General features: G+C 51.8%; 18 protein-coding genes. 14 read left to right on the forward strand and 4 right to left on the reverse strand.

What is annotated here, in order from left to right; translation table 11 throughout:
- From V7747_RS12535 to galE, 8 genes are all read left to right on the forward strand, one after another.
- Positions 1–852 carry a glycosyltransferase gene (locus V7747_RS12535; RefSeq protein WP_335616367.1) on the forward strand — a complete coding sequence of 284 codons (852 nt, stop codon included), beginning with the start codon at positions 1–3 and terminating at the stop codon, positions 850–852.
- A gap of 1 nt (position 853) precedes the next feature.
- Positions 854–1,927 (forward strand): glycosyltransferase family 4 protein, encoded by a 1,074-nt coding sequence (locus V7747_RS12540; protein WP_335616368.1) that lies wholly within the window; start codon positions 854–856, stop codon positions 1,925–1,927.
- Positions 1,920–3,152, forward strand: a complete 1,233-nt coding sequence (locus tag V7747_RS12545) for a hypothetical protein (protein ID WP_335616369.1) — start codon at positions 1,920–1,922, stop codon at positions 3,150–3,152. The genes V7747_RS12540 and V7747_RS12545 overlap by 8 nt, the downstream gene beginning before the upstream one ends.
- Positions 3,153–3,158: 6 nt before the next feature.
- On the forward strand, positions 3,159–3,854 hold the full coding sequence (locus V7747_RS12550) for a WecB/TagA/CpsF family glycosyltransferase (protein WP_335616370.1): 696 nt from the start codon (positions 3,159–3,161) through the stop codon (positions 3,852–3,854).
- Between the two features lie 97 nt (positions 3,855–3,951).
- Entirely contained in the window at positions 3,952–5,349 is a 1,398-nt protein-coding gene (locus V7747_RS12555) for a phosphomannomutase CpsG (protein WP_335616371.1), read from the forward strand.
- Between the two features lie 96 nt (positions 5,350–5,445).
- Positions 5,446–6,861, forward strand: a complete 1,416-nt coding sequence (locus V7747_RS12560; RefSeq protein ID WP_335616372.1) for an undecaprenyl-phosphate glucose phosphotransferase — start codon at positions 5,446–5,448, stop codon at positions 6,859–6,861.
- Entirely contained in the window at positions 6,851–7,930 is a 1,080-nt protein-coding gene (locus tag V7747_RS12565) for an acyltransferase family protein (protein WP_335616373.1), read from the forward strand. Before V7747_RS12560 ends, V7747_RS12565 begins: the two co-directional genes overlap by 11 nt.
- 34 nt (positions 7,931–7,964) lie before the next feature.
- Positions 7,965–8,993 carry a UDP-glucose 4-epimerase GalE gene (gene galE, locus V7747_RS12570; protein WP_335616374.1) on the forward strand — a complete coding sequence of 343 codons (1,029 nt, stop codon included), beginning with the start codon at positions 7,965–7,967 and terminating at the stop codon, positions 8,991–8,993.
- Between the two features lie 178 nt (positions 8,994–9,171).
- Here the strand turns inward: galE and pgi are convergent, their stop codons facing one another.
- From pgi to rfaH, 4 genes are all read right to left on the reverse strand, one after another.
- Positions 9,172–10,839 carry a glucose-6-phosphate isomerase gene (gene pgi, locus V7747_RS12575; protein WP_335616375.1) on the reverse strand — a complete coding sequence of 556 codons (1,668 nt, stop codon included), beginning with the start codon at positions 10,837–10,839 and terminating at the stop codon, positions 9,172–9,174.
- Between the two features lie 17 nt (positions 10,840–10,856).
- Complete coding sequence (locus V7747_RS12580) at positions 10,857–12,143, reverse strand: nucleotide sugar dehydrogenase (protein ID WP_335616376.1); 1,287 nt, start codon at positions 12,141–12,143, stop codon at positions 10,857–10,859.
- A gap of 14 nt (positions 12,144–12,157) precedes the next feature.
- Positions 12,158–13,051, reverse strand: a complete 894-nt coding sequence (gene galU, locus V7747_RS12585; RefSeq protein WP_335616377.1) for a UTP--glucose-1-phosphate uridylyltransferase GalU — start codon at positions 13,049–13,051, stop codon at positions 12,158–12,160.
- A 90-nt stretch (positions 13,052–13,141) separates the two neighbouring features.
- Positions 13,142–13,753 carry a transcription/translation regulatory transformer protein RfaH gene (gene rfaH / locus V7747_RS12590; protein WP_335616378.1) on the reverse strand — a complete coding sequence of 204 codons (612 nt, stop codon included), beginning with the start codon at positions 13,751–13,753 and terminating at the stop codon, positions 13,142–13,144.
- Between the two features lie 668 nt (positions 13,754–14,421).
- Here rfaH and V7747_RS12595 point away from each other — a divergent pair.
- The 6 genes from V7747_RS12595 to V7747_RS12620 all read left to right on the forward strand — a co-directional run bounded on the left by V7747_RS12595 (position 14,422) and on the right by V7747_RS12620 (position 19,939).
- Positions 14,422–14,730: a hypothetical protein gene (locus V7747_RS12595; RefSeq protein WP_335616379.1), complete on the forward strand. Its 309-nt coding sequence runs from the start codon at positions 14,422–14,424 to the stop codon at positions 14,728–14,730.
- 99 nt (positions 14,731–14,829) lie between these two features.
- Positions 14,830–15,948, forward strand: coding sequence for a polysaccharide biosynthesis/export family protein (locus V7747_RS12600; RefSeq protein ID WP_335616380.1), 1,119 nt, complete (start codon positions 14,830–14,832; stop codon positions 15,946–15,948).
- 13 nt (positions 15,949–15,961) lie between these two features.
- Positions 15,962–16,621: a YjbF family lipoprotein gene (locus V7747_RS12605; RefSeq protein WP_335616381.1), complete on the forward strand. Its 660-nt coding sequence runs from the start codon at positions 15,962–15,964 to the stop codon at positions 16,619–16,621.
- A 41-nt stretch (positions 16,622–16,662) separates the two neighbouring features.
- A complete protein-coding gene (locus tag V7747_RS12610; RefSeq protein ID WP_335616382.1) occupies positions 16,663–17,391 on the forward strand; it encodes a capsule biosynthesis GfcC family protein in 729 nt (242 codons plus the stop codon).
- Positions 17,392–17,453: 62 nt separating this feature from the next.
- Positions 17,454–19,541: a YjbH domain-containing protein gene (locus V7747_RS12615; protein WP_335616521.1), complete on the forward strand. Its 2,088-nt coding sequence runs from the start codon at positions 17,454–17,456 to the stop codon at positions 19,539–19,541.
- A gap of 2 nt (positions 19,542–19,543) precedes the next feature.
- Positions 19,544–19,939, forward strand: coding sequence for a VanZ family protein (locus V7747_RS12620; RefSeq protein ID WP_335616383.1), 396 nt, complete (start codon positions 19,544–19,546; stop codon positions 19,937–19,939).
- Positions 19,940–20,003: the final 64 nt, after the last annotated feature.

Raw genomic sequence — 20,003 nt, forward strand, 5'->3', positions numbered from 1 at the left:
ATGGCAATCGCATCCATAATCATCCCCACATACAACGATAACGAACAACTCGAAAAGTGCATTCAAGCCTTGCAGCAGCAGGACTTACCACGCGACGAGTACGAGATAATTTTAGTCAACAACAACCCTGGCAACCCCCTGCCCCAGTTAAGCGATAACGTAGTGGTTCTCGACGAACCCATACCGGGCTCTTACGCAGCACGTAACAAAGGCCTGCAAAAAGCAAAAGGGGATTATATATTTTTCACTGACTCCGATTGCATCCCGAGCTCAGACTGGATTTCCTCAGCATTAAGTTTTTTTTCCAACCAAAAAGTAGATAGGATTGCCGGCCACGTTTCGCTTTTTTACTCTAGTAGCCCCCCGTCCATATACGAAAAACTGGACTACGTTACCGCGTTCAATCAAAAAACGAACGCAAAAAATGGTGTATCTGTAACCGCAAACCTGATTGTGCGCAGAACAATCTTCGATCAAGTCGGAAACTTCAACGCGAAGCTGCTTTCCGGTGGAGACATAGAATGGAACAAGCGTGCGACTAAAGCAGGCTACTCTATAATTTATAACCCAACATCTGTTGTCCGCCATCCCGCTCGTGGCAGCTTGCAGGAGCTAAAGACTAAGATGCGGAGAGTTGCGGGTGGGAAAGTTTCAAGCGGCAATCTCAAGCTCCTTAGAGCCATAAAAATATCCCTTTCCTCCTGGGATAACATTTGCAGCATATCAAAATCCAAAGAGCTCGACCTAGCCGATAAGATAAAGTGTGTACTTATCGTTCAACTACTCAAGTGCTACGGCACCATGTGCGCCCTTCTGATACTGTTAAAGCTCTCCTCACCACAAAGGAAGTAAGATGAGAAAAGTACTCCACATCATCACACAGATGGAAGCAGGCGGCGCGCAAGGTGCTGCAATTAGAAATTCAATAAAGTTCAGAGAAAAGGGCTATGATTCCTCTGTCGTATTTCTCTACACTAAAAGACCTGTATACCAAAGCGAACACAACGTAATATCTTTATTTCCAGAGCAACCTAAGAACCCATTACATTTGATCATCATAATAACGCGCCTTATCTTTCTTCTGTTATCTGAGCGCCCTTACGCCATTGTAAGCTATACACATTATGCGAACGTTATAAGCGGTATCATTGGCCGCTTCTGTGGCGTAAAAAAAATAGTTGCGTCACATAGAAACCCGGTAGAAACCTACCCTACGATATGCAGACATATTGATAGATTTATTGGTAGGCTTGGTTTCTACTCCAAAGCCATAACTGTTTCTCAAACCGTATTTGACTCTTTCAAAGACTATCCAAGCGCCTACAGGAGTAAGCTGACCCTAGTTCTAAATGGGATACCAGAGATAGTAGAGCATACCGGTGACTGTACTACCATAAAAAAAAGCAGCGCTAAATTTCGATTTATATCTACTGGCAGACTGCACCCTCAAAAGAATCAAGAAACAATAATATTAGCAATGCGCGACGTGGAGAATGCCGAGCTTCATATCGCTGGAGATGGCGAATTAAGGGAGCATTTTAATCAACTTATTATTAAAGAGAACCTTTCTGATAAAGTCTTCCTAATAGGAGAAATCAAGCCAAATGAAGTTCCCAGATTCCTGCTGTCTGGAGATTGTTTTGTATTCCCTTCAAAATACGAAGCTTTTGGTTTCTCCGTAGTCGAAGCCATGTCAGCTGGCCTGCCTATAATCTGTAGCGACATTCCTGCAATGCAAGAAATTGTTTCTGATAGCGGCATACGAGTTGAAACATTCAACATAGATGCATGGGCAACATCAATGCAACTACTCATATCCGACACGAAATTAAAAAAAGAGCTATGCAATCGATCTTCCGAGAGATCAAAGCTGTACTCTTTAGATACAATGAGTAACGGATATATTGAAGCGATAGAAAATGTATAACTACGCCGGCGGCTCCACCGAGCCACTCAACCCTAAAAAAAGCAAGGTTCGCGGCCTTATAATTTATGGCCTTATTTTTATATGCATTCTAGGATCCATATACGCCACCAGTGCATTACGAATCAATGCCACCGCCTATTTAGAGGTTCTTTTTTTTGCATCGGCACTCCTGTGCATGACGACAAAGAGAATAAACACAGCAGCATTCATAATAGCGGCGATATCAACTACCTACATTTCAATATCATTTATTATTTCAACATACTACGCAAAAGCAAACCCTCTAGACTTTGCACAAGCCTTTAAGGCCTTTTACTATCTAATATTTCTCTCTTTTTTTACCGGAAAATCTTTTTTTGGAAAGGAGGACATATCAAAATTATTCAAAATCACCCTCAGCCTATTTCTCTTCAAATACTCTATAGACCGCTTTATTGTAGGTGAAGACCGCCCCACGCTACTAGTTGAAAATAACTTTGAGCTCATATTTCTAGCGCTAATATTTTATCTTTACAACATACACAACAAGAAGATAAGCCCAACTCTTACAGCTCTCACCATCATTGTATTCATGCTTTCCGGCTCTAGATCATCCATTATCTGTTTGGCTATCGCTCTTTTCTTCTCCCATGGAAAAAAAATTGGCTTCAACACACTGCTGTATTTGGCGGCCATCCCAGTAGTACTGTTCATCGCAGCATTTATATTTTCGCAACGTCAAAGCGACGGATTCAACCTAGAGTCTTTGGATCGTTATCGTTTTTTTCTACAGTTTTTATACTCAATTAGAGACTGGGGACTGCTAAATTATCTTTTTGGCACTGCACCAATCACGCCGTTGGATCCTGCATCCTGTAGCGCCCTATCTTTTTATGAAAAACTATTTAGCTATGATGGTAGTTCAACCTGCTACTCAGTCATCCTCCATTCTTTTATCCTCCGAGCCATATACGATCATGGGTTCGTCGGACTAATTTTTCTTTATCTCTCTACTTGGCTTCTCCTAAAGAACCTTAGTCTTGCTCAAAAAGTATGTGTAGTTGGCATACTCTTCTCCACTGGATTTTCGGTATCAGCCCTGAACAATGTATATGTAGCTCTTTCAATAGCAATAATCTCAAGCTCATATTTTGAAAAAGAAAAAAAATCAGAGATTGAGAACAAATCTAGCTCAAAAGGCTCTCCGCCCCCCTCTGCTCAAGAAAAGACTAACACCGAAAAGTGACCCAGAATGCAAAACTTGAAGTCAAAAATCGGCGACAAGGCGCCGAGCGAATTCCACGAACTAACAGCAACATTTCTCAATCCTTACTCGTATTTACATTACCGAAAAGAACCTGAAAAATTCAAAGAATTCGACACCATTTTCTTTGATGGGATACTGTTAGCTAAACTAGCCTCTTTCTTATATCGAAAACCCATCTCTCGAGTCAGCTTCGACATGACCTCTATGGCCCCCTCAGTATTTGAATTTGCTCTCAAGCATGACAAAACCTTAGCCCTCATTGGGGCAGAACCGGGGGTAGTAGAAATAGCAGCCGAGGTTTTTAAAAACGAGTACAGCAAGCTACGAATAAAAACAACAAGACATGGGTACTTTAAAAACGAAGCAGAAGCAGCCGAATACATTAACGATTTAAACCATTTAAACCCTGACATTGTAGTTGTGGGGATGGGTACTCCCAAGCAAGAGGAGTTCATCAGCAAGCTACTTTCAACAGGATGGAGAGGAGCAGCTTTTACTTGTGGTGGTTTTTTTCACCAAACGGCTTCGCGAGGTAAGAGTTACTACCCACCCTTAATTGATAAGTTTAACTTAAGATTTCTATACAGAATGTACGATGAACCAAAGCTGATAAAACGCTACTTCCTAAGCTACCCCAAGTCACTTATTTTATTTATAACCGACACAGTAAAATCCAGATAAATCCAATCTCAATTTTCACGACCTACGCTGCAAATAGCCTCTATTACGACTTAATATTACTTCCGCAACTTTCACATTAACTAAGATACGGCCTAACATGAACAGTCTCACCTGCTTCAAAGCCTACGATATCCGAGGCCAGCTCGGCACAGAGCTGAATGAAGACATCGCCTACCGCATCGCCCGCTCTTTTGCCCGCTTCCTAAAGCCTCAGCGTATAGTGCTGGGAGGCGATGTACGCGCCACCTCTCCCGAACTCAAATCGGCGCTTGCCAACGGCTTGCGTGACGAGGGTGTGGATGTCCTTGATTTGGGATTGGCCGGTACCGAGGAAGTCTATTTCGCGACCTTCCATTTGGGCGTCGACGGCGGTATTGAAGTGACTGCCTCACACAACCCTATCGACTACAACGGCTTCAAGCTGGTGCGCGAAGGCTCCCGTCCCATATCAGCGGATACCGGGCTAGCCGATATCCGCTCCATGGCGGAATCCATGAACTTCGATCTTGTCAACGGCCGCGATCCGCGCGTCGATGACGCTGCGCGCGGTAGCTACGAATGTGTGGATACACGCCCTGCGTTCGTCGAACATCTGATGGGATATGTCGATATTGCGAAGTTTTCGCGACCACTTAAACTGGTGGTTAATGCGGGCAACGGCGCCGCCGGTCCCGCGCTTGACGCTATTGAAGCTGCATTCCAAGCAGCTGGCGTTCCTGTAACTTTCATCAAGATTTGTCATGAACCTGATGGCAGCTTTCCGAATGGCATTCCCAACCCAATATTGATCGAAAACCGCGACATGACGCGGAACGCTGTGTTGGAGCACAAGGCTGATATGGGCATAGCCTGGGACGGCGACTTTGACCGCTGTTTCCTCTTTGACGAACAGGGTCGCTTTATCGAAGGTTACTACATTGTCGGGCTACTTGCAGAAGCCTTCCTGCAGAAAGAAAAAGGCGCGCGGATCATTCATGACCCCCGCCTGACTTGGAATACAGTGGAGCAAGTTGAGTCCAACGGCGGGGTCGCTGTACAAACCAAGGCCGGGCATGCCTTCATCAAGGAGCGTATGCGCCAGGAAGATGCCATATACGGGGGCGAGATGAGCGCTCACCACTACTTCCGCGATTTTGCCTACTGCGACAGTGGTATGATCCCCTGGTTACTGGTCGCTGAGTTGCTGTGTGTGAAAGCGAAGCCGCTGTCCGCCCTGGTCGACGAACGTATCGCGGCCTTCCCGTCCTCTGGTGAGATCAACCTTACGGTGCCGGATGCCCCGGCGGTTTTGGCCGCCATTGAGCGTGCCTATTCCGAAAACGCCGAAGACGTAGATCACACGGACGGAGTGAGTATTCGCTTTGCACAATGGCGATTCAATCTTCGTGCCTCCAACACTGAACCGGTGATTCGGCTGAATGTCGAAAGCCGAGGCAACGCCGGCTTGATGAAGGAAAAGACCGAGGAACTGTTAGCCCATATCAAATCCCTTTGATCACGGCGCTCTGCCAGGATCTTGCTTTCCAAGGCCTGGCCCCCTTGCTCTTGCTGCACAGACGTTATTGATACGGAATTTTTCAGGTATGAAAGCATGATGCATAACCAGAATGGCATTATCCGCTCGAACGAACCCATGCTTGCCGTGCTGCATCGCTGGCTGGATATTCTGGTCATCGGCCTGGCCTTTTTGCTGGTGCTCTGGTGGCAAGACACCACCCTGCACCGCGATCACTGGATCAGTTTGCTTGTCACACTCTTCCTGTTTTATTTGATCAATGATTTCAGCCAGCTGTACGGTTCCTGGCGCGGCGAAGAATCCTTCAAAGAGCTTCGCCAGGTTGGCGGTAACTGGGCGGTGGCCTTTGCCGGAATGTTCGTTGCCGATTATTTTCTGTTTCAGAACACCCGCCTGCCCGACATGGACAAGATCATCTGGTTTTCCACCGGGCTGATCGCACTGCTGTTTTACCGAGTGGGGCTGCGGCATACCATGCGCCAATTACGCAGCCGTGGTTACAACACTCGCTCGGTAGCGATTGCAGGTTCAGGGCCGCTAGGCCAGCGCTTGGCAGACAACATCGTGAGCACGCCCTGGATGGGGCTGAATTTGATGGGTTTCTATGACGACAAGTCCAGCGACCCAGTGCCTTTGGCAGGTACACCCGTCTCTATTCCCACCAATGGCGATATGCAGGCATTGGTAAGAGATGCCAAGGCCGGTATCATCGACAAAATCTATATTACGCTGCCGATGCGGGCAGAGCTGAAGATCAAATGGCTGCTGGATGAACTCAGCGACAGCACTGCGTCGGTCTATATCATTCCTGATGTGTTTGTTTTTGATCTTCTGCACGCACGCAGCGAGTCGATCAATGGCCTACCCAGCATCAGTATTTTCGACACGCCCATGGACGGCGCCAACCGCATCGTAAAACGCATTGAAGACATTGTTCTGTCCTGTCTTATTCTGGCTCTGATCGCTTTGCCTATGCTGTTTATTGCCTTTTGTGTGCGCATGACGTCGCCCGGCCCGGCTCTCTTCCGCCAGAAGCGCTACGGCATTGACGGCAAGCCTATCGAAGTCTGGAAGTTTCGCAGCATGAAGGTCATGGAAAACGGTGGCAAGGTGACTCAAGCGACACGCAACGACAACCGTATCACGCCGTTCGGCGCCTTCCTGCGCAAGACTTCTCTTGATGAACTGCCGCAGTTCATCAATGTACTACGTGGTGAAATGTCTATTGTTGGCCCACGCCCTCACGCGATAGCCCACAACGAGGAGTATCGCAAGGTTATCAGCGGCTACATGCTGCGCCACAAGGTCAAGCCGGGCATAACCGGATGGGCGCAAATCAACGGCTGGCGTGGCGAGACCGACACACTCGACAAGATGGAAAAACGTATCGAGTTCGATCTCGACTACATCCGCAACTGGTCGCTGTTTCTGGATTTGAAAATAGTGTTCTTGACCGTATTCAAGGGTTTTATCAACAAAAATGCTTATTAGCAAATCTGCGGAAAATAAAAATAAAGTCATGCCAAAAATCGCCGCCGCTACTGAAAGATCCGACTGGGTCGACTACGCAAAAGCAATTGGAATAATCTTGGTTGTATATGGTCACGTAGTTCGTGGACTAATAAAAGCAGACTTAATTAACAATGAACAGCTTTATCAAACCATCGATAGCGTAATATATACATTTCACATGCCCCTTTTCTTCTTCCTTTCGGGGCTATTCTTTCAATCATCACTTTCCAGAAGAGGGGGAAGACGCTTAATATACAGCAAACTAGACACCATAATATACCCCTATATATTATGGTCACTTCTCCAAGGAGGAGCAGAGCTCATAATGTCAGACTTCACAAATGGAAACATACAACCATCAGAAGTTCTTTCCATATGGGTACCAAGAGCTCAGTTCTGGTTTCTCTTTGTTTTATTCATTACCTTTATTGCTTCCACAATTTACACACTCATATTTAGAGAACTATTCAACTCGTTCTTACTAATGACCTCTGCAGCGGCATATTTATACCACCCTGACAACTTGCCTACGCCGCTAATACAGCTTTGCGAAAATCTTGTGTTTTTTTCTATAGGCATAAGCTTTACCAGACATAATATTCCAGAAAAGCTGAACAGCACTTACAGCTTACTCCTAATGTTATTGACATTTATTGGACTTCAGTACGTCTTTCACAACATACTAGGGAAAACCTACATGGACAAGGGGGTGGACTCGCTGCTGCTAGCCACCCTTTCGATAGCCCTAGTCACATCTATATCTACAACAATCCCATCAAATAGCCTTGGGTTTCTTCGCACAATTGGCCAATTCTCCATGGCCATATATTTAATTCACATCTTGAGCGGTAGTGGAGCTAGAGTAATTCTCAGCAAAATACTAGGCATTGACTCAGAAGAACTACACATAACAGCTGGACTTTTATCAGGCATATTAATTCCGATAATTATAGCCAAGCTTGCCCAACGCCATGGCATTAATTACTTATTTAGCGCTCCTCTCAGTAAATGGCTAACCCTGCCGCTTAAAACTCCAAAAAACACCTAAAAGCCAGCTTCCCAGCAAAGCGAATGAGTTAAACATGACATTTTTACGACAACGAATTTTGATTACCGGTGGCGCCGGCTACATTGGCACCCACACCTGCATTCAGCTGCTGGCGGCCGGTTATCAACTGTTGGTGCTGGACAACTTCAGCAATAGCTCACCAGAGGCGCTCCACCGAGTGGAGTCGATTACGGGTATAGAGGTGCTTTGTGTAAAGGGTGACATTAATGATGCTGCTCTGCTGGACGGCCTGTTTGCTCAGCACAGAATTGATGCGGTCATTCACTTCGCTGGGCTCAAGGCGGTAGGAGAGTCCGTAGCTAAGCCATTGCTCTATTACCATAATAACGTGAGCGGCACAGTCACGCTTTGCCAGGCCATGCAGCGCGCTGGTGTGTTCAACCTGGTGTTTAGCTCTTCTGCGACGGTGTACGGTGACCCGGCGTCATTGCCCATTGGTGAGGATTTTCCTACCAGTGCGACCAACCCCTATGGTCGCTCCAAACTAATCATTGAGGAAATTCTGGCTGATCTGCATAGCTCAGACCCGCGCTGGAACGTCGCACTACTGCGTTACTTTAATCCGGTGGGCGCACACCCCAGCGGACTTATTGGTGAAGACCCGAGCGACACTCCCAATAACCTGATGCCATACATTGCACAGGTAGCAGTCGGGCGCCGTGACAAATTAAGTGTGTTTGGTAGCGATTACCCAACTAAAGACGGTACCGGAGTTCGCGACTATATCCATGTGATGGACCTCGCGGACGGCCACGTAAAAGCACTGGCCTGGCTAGAGCAAGGCTTGGGTATCAAGGCGTTTAATCTGGGGACCGGCCGAGGCTACTCGGTCTTGGAGATGCTCAAGGCGTTTGAGCGAGCCTGTGGCAAGACGCTGGCGTATAAGCTGGAAGCACGGCGCCCCGGTGACGTTGCCAGTTGCTACGCTGATCCGGCATTGGCCAAGCAGGAACTGGGCTGGAAGGCCCGCCTAACGCTTGAAGACATGTGCGCCGACAGTTGGCGCTGGCAGTCGCAGAATCCTGCCGGGTACCGTGGCTGAATAGATAAACTTTGCTGCAATGCTAAAAGCCGCGCTTCCTGACGGAGCGCGGCTTTTTCGTGTAGAGCTTGGGTATTTTTTTTATACCTCGAGTTCCATCTCAACCATGCTTAACAGCTACACCAGCTTGGTCAGGATGGAGCCCGAATCTCCAGAAGGCGAACGAAGTCTGGACCTATTACTGCGCGTTGATGAAATCAATTAACCCGAGGGTTGAACTGTCCAACGGAAACTCCGGTGCCTGCTCTTTGCGAATGACGCCCAAGGTTTCGGTAGCAATCTTCTTGCCCATTTCAACACCCCACTGGTCAAAGGGATTGATCCCCCAAATCACCGCTTGAGCAAATACCTTGTGTTCATAGGCCGCGAGCATGGCGCCGAGACTGAAGGGACTCAACTCCTTCATCAACAGAGTCGAACTAGGCTGGTTACCGCGATAACGCTTGTAATGTGGCAGCTCGCCCTCGCCTTCCAGCGCCGCCTCCCCTAACGCCAGCAAGCGTGATTGCGCCAGACAGTTGGCCAGGGCCAGCTCATGCTGGCGGATCAGCTCCAGCGAATCCTCACTGTGTGTCGCCTCATGGTAACGCAGTGCCGGTGCGATAAAATCGCAGGTCACCACTTCGGTACCCTGGTGCAGCAACTGGTAAAAGGCATGCTGTGCATTGGGGCCTACCTCACCCCACAGTACAGGGCAGGTGTGCAACTGCACCAGCTCACCGTCGCGATTGACCGACTTGCCGTTGGACTCCATTTCAAGCTGTTCAAGGTAGGCTGGCAGTTTTTCAAGGCGGCCGTCGTAGGGCAGAATCGCCTGGGCGTTGATACCCAGGCAGTTGGTATTCCATACGCCGATCAGCGCCATCAGCACCGGGATATTGCTCTGCCAGGGTGCATTGCGGAAGTGATTGTCCATTAAATGAGCACCCGCCAACAAACGGCGGAAACCCTTCATACCAATGCGCAGCGCAATAGGCAGACCGATGCAGGACCACAGCGAGTAACGACCGCCAACCCAATCCCAAATCTGCAATTGGTTCTCGCGGTGAATACCCCACTCGCTCATCTTGTCGGGCTTAGATGACACACCAATAAAATGACAATGCAGCAGTCCGGCGCACTTGCCAAGCGAGCGCTCCAGCCAGGCCAGCGCGGTATTGGCGTTGTACAGGGTATCTACAGTACTGAAGGATTTGGACGATACAATGAACAGGGTATTCTGCGGACGCAGCTGCTTCAGCAACTGCGCCATCTGGCTACCGTCCATCGAGGAAGCAAAGTGGATTCCCAACGAGCGGCTGCGCTTGAGCGTAAAGTCGTTCAGCGCACGGCTGACCATCAATGGCCCCAGGTCAGAACCGCCAACACCGATATTCACCACATCGGTGATTGGCTCGCCAGTCATACCACGCCACTGGCCGCTATGAATCTTGTCGACCATTTCGCCCATCTTGTCGAGCTGATCCTGCACCCCTTTGAGCTCCTCGTGACAAGACTGGTATTGCACATCATCGACGGGGGTACGCAGCGCCCAATGCATGGCCGCGCGATCTTCGGTGTTGTTGACCGCCTGAGTGCTGAACAGCTTTTCTGTCCAGCCTTTAAGGTCACAGGCGTCCGCCAAAGCAAACAACTTCTCCAGCGCCAGGGCGTCCAGGCGCTGCTTGCTGTAATCCAGCAGCAGCGGGCCATGACCGACGCTGAACCCACTGAAACGCTGCGGATCGGCATTGAAAAGTTCTGCAATATGCAGGGGCTTCAAACGCTCCGATTGCAGATTGAGGTCGGCCCAGGCCTGCTGTTCAGCCTGAGTGCCGGTATCGGGTATGGCTTTGAATGCGTTCATTCCTTTGTCCTCAGGGCTTAGCGCCCCACCCCGTAATAGGTAAAGCCATGCTCGCGAACAAAGCTTGGGTCATAGATATTGCGGCCATCCAGTAGCACCTTCTGCCGCATGATCGCCGCAAGGCGCTCCAGGTCCGGGCTCCAGTAAGCACGCCATTGAGTGAGCACGATCAAGGCATCTGCGCCTTCTGCCGCTGCATAAGGGTGGCTGGCATAGTGCAAGCCCGGATGGTGACCATATCGCTCCAGCAGTGCGGGTAACGCTTCGGGATCATGCACGCGCACCTTGGCGCCTTGCGCCCAGAGTGCATCCAACATACGAATGATGGGCGCGTTATCAATCCGACCCGTATCGGGCTTGAACGCAGCTCCCCAGATGGCCACAGTGCGGCCTTTCAGGTCAGTGCGGTAGTGCTGCCAGAGTTTGCGGAACAGATACTCTTTCTGCCGCTCGTTGATCTCGATCACCTGGTTCAGCAAGGTTGAACCCACACCTGTGGCGTCGAGCGTATCAACCAGATTGATCACGTTGGTAGAGAAGCCCGGGCCGCCAAAACCAACACCAGGATAAAGATAGGTTGGCCCTATACGCGGATCCGCCGCAACGCCCTGACGTACATTCTCTACATCTATTCCCAACGAGTCGGCGAGGTTCGCCATATCGTTCATGAAACTGATACGCGTGACCAGCATGCCGGTGATGGCCAGTTTGGTGAACTCGGCCTCGCGTGGCGTCATTACCAAAAAGTGATCACTGTCGCGATTGAATGGGCGGAAAATCTCTTTAATCAGCAACTCCGCGTAACCATCGTTGCAGCCAAGGATGATTTGCGGTGGTCGTTGCATGCCTGCAAGGGCGGTGCCCTCCTGCAGAAAGTCGGGCAGAGCGACGGCCGCGCTCTGACTATGCGCGATACCGCTTTTAAGCGACTTATCCAGCTCTTCGGTGAAGCCGACAGCAAAGGGCGACTGATTGACAACCAGCCAGCGGCGACCATCAACCGCAGCCAGACGCTCTACAATCACGTTTGCTTGCGGCGCCTCATCGGTATCCAGCGCAAGAAACACCGCTCGGCTATCGGCACCGGGCAAACCATCAAAATCACCGTAAACCAGTCGCCCTTCTGTATGCTCATTGCTGATGAGACGTCGCAGTCCGGGCTCACTGTAAGCCACCTTGTTGGCGATGACCTGCTGCCGTATTCGGCCTTGCGGCATACGCAGTACTACATCGTGTCCCGTCGCCGCCATGCAGGCCGCAGTTACCAACGCCGGAAGGGTGTCTCCATACAGATCTATTTGCATGCTGCCTCTCCGGCTCAGACGTCACATTGTCGAATAAGCTCGGCAAAACCGGAGCCAACCTGCGGGTGCCGCAAGCCGTAGGCCAGGGTTGCCTGCAAATAACCCAGCTTGCTGCCGCAGTCGTAGGTCACACCCTGCATCCGATAGGCCTCGACCTGCTGTTCCTGCATGAGGCTGGCAATGGCATCCGTCAATTGAATCTCGTTGCCCGCGCCAGGTTTGGTTGTCTCCAGTAGTTCGAAGATACGTGCCGGCAGCACGTAGCGGCCTACTACGGCCAAATCAGAAGGGGCTTCGCTCTGCGCCGGCTTTTCGACCACACCGGTCATAACCTGGCTCTGCCCTGCGGCCGGGGCTTGCCCGTCAAGAGCAACAACGCCGTACTGCGAGACGCGTTCCATGGGCACTTGTTCGACCATGATCTGTGCACGCCCGGAATTGGCAAAGCGCTGATTCATCACCGCCAGGTCCGCGTCGCTGCCAGCACTCTGGTAATAACGATCCACCAAGACGTCAGGCAGCATGACCGCGAAGGGATTGTCACCAACGACTTCGCGCGCACACATGACTGCGTGCCCCAGGCCCAGCGCTTTGCCCTGCCGCACGCTGATAACCCTGACATCCGGCGGCAAAATAGAGCGCATGATCTGCAGCAACTCATCCTTGCCGCGCCGCTCCAACTCGGTCTCAAGCTCATAATGCACATCAAAGTGATCTTCGATGGCACGCTTGGCGGAGTGGTTCACCAGCACGATCTGCTTGACACCTGCCGCTACAGCCTCATCTACCACATATTGAATGACGGGCTTGTCGACGACGGTAATCATCTCTTTTGGAATGGCCTTGCTGGCAGGAAGAAAACGGGTGCCCAGGCCTGCAACGGGAAGTACTGCTGTTTTTACTGACACACTAAGATCCTTTTAACAAATAAGACTATCTAGCTGCCCGCCGTTACCTTGGCGAGTGCAGCGGAAATGGGCTGAACTGCCGCGAGCTTATCAAGCATATTTCGGACCGGAAAAGGCATGCACCGGCGCCGAAGGCCTTGTATCCGAAGCCTTGATCGCACGCAGAGGGACTTTGAGTTGCTGCTCTCGGTGCAGGAGATTGAGCAACAAAATGGCGCGTTCGTCGCCATCGGGCCGCATGAAAATGGCCTCAAGATCGCTGAAAGGCCCTTCGGTTATGCGCACCCGATCGCCGCAGCGCAGCGACTGCGAAAGAGGTTCGACATCGGCAAGGGTTTTGATGCTGTAGATGATGCTGGCCGAGACACGAGCCGGCTCTTGACCAAAACAGACCAGGCGAGCAACACCGCGGGTAGAACGGATGGCAAACCAATTATCGTGCATGCGGTCGAGCCGGATAAACAGATACCCCGGAAACAGTGACTCCTCCAGTTGTACCCGACGCCCGCGTCGCACGAGCTCTACCTCACGCGTGGGACGGTAACAGGTGAAACCCTGATTGCGCAGATTTGTCTCCGCCCGCACATCCTGCTTGGGCTTGCTCTGGATGAGGTACCAGCACGCTGTTGGCTGCTTTATTTCAGACATCCTGTCCCGTTTTCGGGTGATGGCACCCGACGTAGCTGCATTGACTTCGCTCATTACCCACCTACTCCATGCCTGGCGGCGTGACAGTTCCAGCGAGATGAACACTTGGATATTGCGCAGTGCGCATCATATCCGCGAGCACTCGACCGGAACAAGTCTTGACAGAATCCACTAGAAAGGCCCTGCGTGCCACCAACTAAGCACACTTGACCCGAAAAGCCATGCAGGCCCTATGCCACAATTTACTAAAAGCTATGCGAGCAAAATGTCATTTCGCGCATCTTTGTCGTAGACACCGAGAAAGCAGAAATTACTCACGCGCTGAGGAGAATCCGTGAACAGCGTCGCACAAACCACGCCCGCTCACTCGGCGTGGCAATCGGGAGTAGAGTCAATCTTGCACTGCAACCCACATAGGGCTATGGTTCCGGCATGGCATGACCAATGCGCTGCTGCCCAGCTTTGACCTGCCAAGCTACGTCTGGCGAAAAAGGGTGCAACCAAAAAGCCCGGTGCTTGTCACGCTTTAATTATCGGCAAGATACGGGAAGCGTTTTGCAGCACGGTTGATGCTCGTCAAGCTTCGGCATTTAACAGCGGGCAGTCCGACTAACTGACCGAGCCAGTGCAAGCTGTAATACAAATTGGTCTAAACTAGGGTTTCCATTTATTCACACCTGCGTATAATCAAATCTGACTTCCGATTGACAAGGAGACGAGTTATGAAAAAACAAACTTTTGCTTTAGTGGCCAGCGGCCTGCTGCTCGCCTCTTCTGTAGCTTTTGGTCAAGCTACTGGTGATGCTACCGTCGGCTCCGGCACCGGTGTAGACACCACTGGCAATCCGCCATCGACTCAAACCCCGGTTGGCAATCCTGCTCCGGGCGCTGGTGCGGCAGGTGGAATTGGTGCTGGCGGCGTGGCTCTTGGCACCGCAATCGTTGCCGGGGCTGTAGTTGCAGCGACCGACAGTGGTGATGGCTCTTCCGGCACCACTGGCACTACCGGCACTACCGCCACTGCTCCCTGACTTTGAGCAGAGGCACACTGGAGGCCACCTGAAATCACTTTCGGGTGGCCTTTTTATTGCCCGCATTTCGCTTCTACATAAAAGACAAGAACCTACACCATGAATCGTTTCTCTATCGCTGCACTGGGCACCTCAGCACTACTACTGCAAGCCTGTATGTTTTCTCCTGGCATGCATATGGATACAGATCGTCTGCTAGCAGAAGATTCAGTAGAGGAAAGCCTGGTCGAAATGGTGCAGATCACGCCAAAGGTGCTTGCACAAGAACAAGCTGTCGTAACCAACCGAGCCGTTCCCGAACAACTACTAAACTTTGTGCCGGAAAACTATAGGCTTGGCCCCAACGACTCGCTCTTCATCACGGTATGGGACCATCCTGAGCTGACCATTCCGGGCGGGCAACAGCAAGCATCTTCAGCTAACCAGCGGGTAGTGCGAGATGACGGCACATTGTTCTACCCCTTTGTCGGTAGCGTTAAGGTGGCCGGACTCACACAGGAAGAGTTACGCAAACTAATTACCGATAAACTCTCCCGTTACATCGAACAACCACAAGTTGACGTCAACATCCTTGAGTACAACAGCCAGAAAGTCACTCTGAGCGGCGCCTTCGTCAACCCTGGCTTTCGCGCAATAAATTCGCAACCACTCACGCTATTGCAAGCAGTTGGGGAAGCGATAATAGACAACGAACGTGCCGACCTTTCCACGTTGAATATCATCCGTGATGGCCAGGTTTATACGTTGGATTATGACTACCTGACCAGCCACCCAAGCGCTGTAGGTAGTGTTTACCTGAAAGCAGGCGACAAGCTGCACATGGGGCTGAACGACTCCCGCAAGGTGTTCATAATGGGTGAAGTACCCCGTCCGGCGGCGCTTTCGTACAGTACCAGTCGTATGACCCTCAGTGAGGTACTGGCGACGGTCGGCGGCCCCTCCCCAACCTCCGCCAGCGGTCGTGAGGTCTATGTCATCCGGGGCGTAGAGAATCTGGAAACCGAGAAGGCCACTATATTTCAGTTGAATGCACAGTCACCTTCCGCCTTCATTCTTGCCGACCAGTTTGAAATGCAGCCACAGGATGTCGTTTTTGTAGGTGCCGCCGGCATCACTCGCTGGAACCGCTTCGTCAGCCAATTGTTCCCCAGTGCCAACATTTTGGGTACTGCCGTAAACATCGGTAATGACTACAACGATCTGTCTAACAACAATTGATTAAGGCCACCCTGTGACTGAGCTCTATCGCAGGGGCCTCCTAGCCCTGCTCTTTGGCGCGCTTGGCGGCTGTAACTCACTGACCGCCACGACGATTGAAACCATCAATCTGGCAATCAAAGGCGATCTCAACAAGATTCCTCTGGAGCAGATTGCCTCAGTTGACGCCGATAGCCTGTTGATCAAGGCTGGTCAGGCTGAGGGCCTATACGTGCGCCAGGACGCGCGTAACGGGAGGATTGACTGGCTAGGCGTGACCGAGAACGTACAGACGGATCATGGACGTTTGTCACAACTGGTCGGCCTCGGCGATGACGTACTTGCTCCGCTGAATCAAGATGACCCTTTTGCACTTGGGCTGCTTAATATTGCAGATGGAACCCAGGTGCTCAGGCAGGTTGACTACCCGCTCGCCTACCAATCCGAGCTGCAGCAATATGCGACCTATACACAGGGCCCCTACGAAACGGTTCAGATACTTGATCAACTTATTGCGCTGCAACGGGTCGACGAACAAATCTGGATGCCGCAACTGGGTTACAAAGCGACCAACTACTATTGGCTTGACCCTCATACCGGGCATATAAGACGCAGTGTTCAGCACCCATCCCCAGACATGCCACCACTGGATATGACCCTGGTACGCCCGCCCGCGACGGAGCAAGCACAATGAGGCCAGCTTCCAGGTCTTTAGTAAGCGCATTGCTTCTGGCTGTGAGCACCTGCTCGATCTTTGCCGCACAGGCACAGACATTCCGCGTAACCGGTGCTGTGAGCAAGCCCGGCGAATTTGGCTGGCAACCCGGCTTGCGCCTGCTGGCCGCTTCTGCCGCAGCACAGGTCGAGCCCAACGCGTGGTACCAGGGCGCAGCGCTGTTGCGTGAAAGCGCTATGCGCGAGCAGCGAAAGCTGAAGCGCGGCATTCAATTCGATCTGCAAGCTGCTATCGTCGAAGCACGAGCAAACAATGCATCAACCACGATCGACTTACTGCAGCGCTGGACAAGCCGCATCGACAACATGCCGGTGACAGGTCGCGTGCCCGCCGAGCTTAACCCATTGAAGCAATGGCTGATCAGCAGCAACCCTTTACTTGAGCCTGGCGATCACATCCATTACCCGCACAGACCTGATCAGATACGTGTGGTAGGGGCCGTGCAGCAAGACTGCATACTGCCCTACACCGCTGCTCGGAACCCTGTCGACTATTTAATAGATTGTCCCGTTCATCCCGCTGCAGATCCCAATCAGCTATTCCTGATTCAGCCCGACGGCAATGTGCAAACCATAGGGGCTGCGTACTGGAATGTTGAAGACGCTTGGCTGGCCGTAGGCGCGACCATTTTCGTGCCGCTTGCTCCTGCCCAGTTCGGCACCAGCAGTGCCGACTTCAACCGGGAGCTTGCTGAATGGCTGGCAACCCAGTACCAATGGGACGAGTAATGACCGTGATAGTAAAAAAGCCAGCATTGCAGTTGCACGCTCCGCTGCTGACAGCCCTGTTCATGCTCATGACGGCACCTGCTGCACTTTCGGCGCAAAACCCGAAATTCCGTACGACACAGAGTGACTTTGGCGGCACCGGCCTGTTCCAAACACCCACAGCTCGCATGGCACCAGAAGGTGAAATCAGTTTCAATGCTACCCGTGTTGACCCCTATAGCCGCTACAGCATTTCAGCTCAGCCTTTGCCGTGGCTTGAAGGCACTATCCGATACACCTCGGTCAGTAACCGCCGCTATGGTGCCGAAAGCTTCAGCGGCGACCAGAGTTTCAAGGATAAAGGCATAGACGCCAAGGTACGCTTGCTGAAGGAGAGTTACTGGTACCCTCAGGTTGCCTTCGGCATGCGAGATGTGGGCGGTACCGGCCTGTTCTCAAGCGAGTACTTTGTTGCCAACAAACGCGTGTACGATTTTGACTTCAGCCTGGGCCTGGCTTGGGGTTATATCGGTAATCGCGGTGGTATAGACAACCCTCTCGGCCTCATCAACGATAAGTTTGACGACCGGGGAGAAGTTAGCACCGACGTCAGCCAAGCGGGTGGAGCCCGAACCAATAGCTACTTCCGAGGTCCTCTTGGCGTTTTTGGCGGCGTCGAATACCAGAGCCCCTGGGAAAAGCTGCGCATCAAGGTGGAGCTTGACGGCAACGACTACAAATCTGAACCTCAGAGCAACGACCAGCCGCAAGACTATCCCATCAACTTTGGCGCGCTATACAGTATTACCGATGGCATAGACATTACTGCCGCGTGGGAGCGTGGTAACACCGCCATGTTCGGCATCACCTTCCACACTAACGTGAAGACCGGCAGCATGCCGCAGAAAGTACTCGACCCTGCCCCAGAGCCGCGCCAACCGCTCCCTGCCGGCGTCAGCGGCGAAGCTGTCGACTGGAGCAATGTAAGCCAACGTCTGCGCACTACAGCAGGCCTTGAGGTTCAGGAAATTTCGTTACGTGGCGATGAGGTCATCGTAACCGGCGAGCAAAAAATGTTCCGCGACAGCGCTAAAGGCCTGGGGCGAGCAGCCAGAGTGCTGGACAACAGCCTCGGTGAAGGCAGTTATGACTGGTACACCCTGGTTTATCGCTCGCGCGGCATGCCAATCAGCCAGACCAGCATCAATGCCGAAAAACTGCGTGAATACGAGCGTAACGAGATTGACCGCCAGACTCTTCGCCGCTCAACAGCCAATGCGGTCCCTGCCGTATTGAACGACGACGTGGTATACACCGGTCCCATCGACCGCACCGACTTCAGCACCAATCTTGGCTATACGCAGAACGTCGGCGGGCCTGACAGCTTCCTGTTGTATCAGTTTCTGCTGCGATTTGACGGCGCTTATTACTTTGACCGTAATAAATGGCTCCACGGCAGCTTGGGCGTCAACCTGCTGAACAACTATGACCAGTTCGAGTACGACGCCCCAAGTAACCTACCACGCGTGCGTACCGACATTCGTCAATACATGACCACCTCTGAAGTACAGCTGAGTCACCTGCAATACACTCAGACTAAGCAGCTGAACCGCGATCTTTATGGTATGGCCTACGCCGGTCTGTTTGAATCCATGTATGGCGGCGTGGGTGGCGAGCTGCTGTACCGGCCCTACGACGCCAACTGGGCGCTGGGTGTGGACGCCAACTGGGTCAAGCAGCGCGATTATGATCAACGTTTTGGTTTCCGTGACTACTCGACCTTGACTGGCCATGTTACTGGTTACCTCCAGACCAGTTTTTACAACATACTGGCCAAAGGTAGTGTCGGGCGGTATCTGGCGGGTGATTACGGCGGAACGCTGGATCTATCTCGCCGCTTCGACAACGGCGTCTCCATCGGCGGCTGGGCTACATTAACCAACGTATCCAAGGAAGAGTTTGGCGAGGGCAGTTTCGATAAAGGCATTTACGTCAGCTTTCCGTTCGACGCCTTTTTTGTGCGCTCTACCACCTCTACCGGCACTATCGCCTGGAACCCGCTCACCCGTGATGGTGGCGCGCGGCTTTCACGTTACTATCAGCTATATAACTTCACCGCAGATCGCGACCTGGACCGCTTCAATGACGGGTTCGGCAGCATAACGGAGTAACCATGCGGCCGACCCTGCTCCGCCTATGGGCGCGATATCGCACCCTGTGCAAAATCGCGTTTTTTGCGCTGCTCGCATTGGGCTTGTATTTGGGCATGCGCCCCACGCCGCCGCCGACGGCGTATAGCTGGCAGGCCGCTGGCTATCACGCTGGCGGCTTGTTCACTCTGACCATTCTCAGCGCCCTTGCCTTTCCTCACTGGCGCTGGTGGTGGCGGGCTCTGTTCATGTTTTCGGTGGGCGTGGCGGTCGAGTACGTACAGTCGTTTCACCCTACCCGGACCGCCGACTGGGCAGATATTTATGCCAACTCCGGCGGCATCGCCTTCGGGCTTTTATGCCTCGGCGCCTACCAGCTGCTGTCGTATTCCGGAAAATCAGATCGCTCGCCACGCTAGCGCGGCGACTGAAACTCAACCGCCACCCGCAAACGCGAACTATCCCGCATCCCTGTCATCAAAT

Origin of the sequence: Halopseudomonas sp. (assembly GCF_036960865.1) — a bacterium.
Classification (GTDB): Bacteria; Pseudomonadota; Gammaproteobacteria; order Pseudomonadales; family Pseudomonadaceae; genus Halopseudomonas.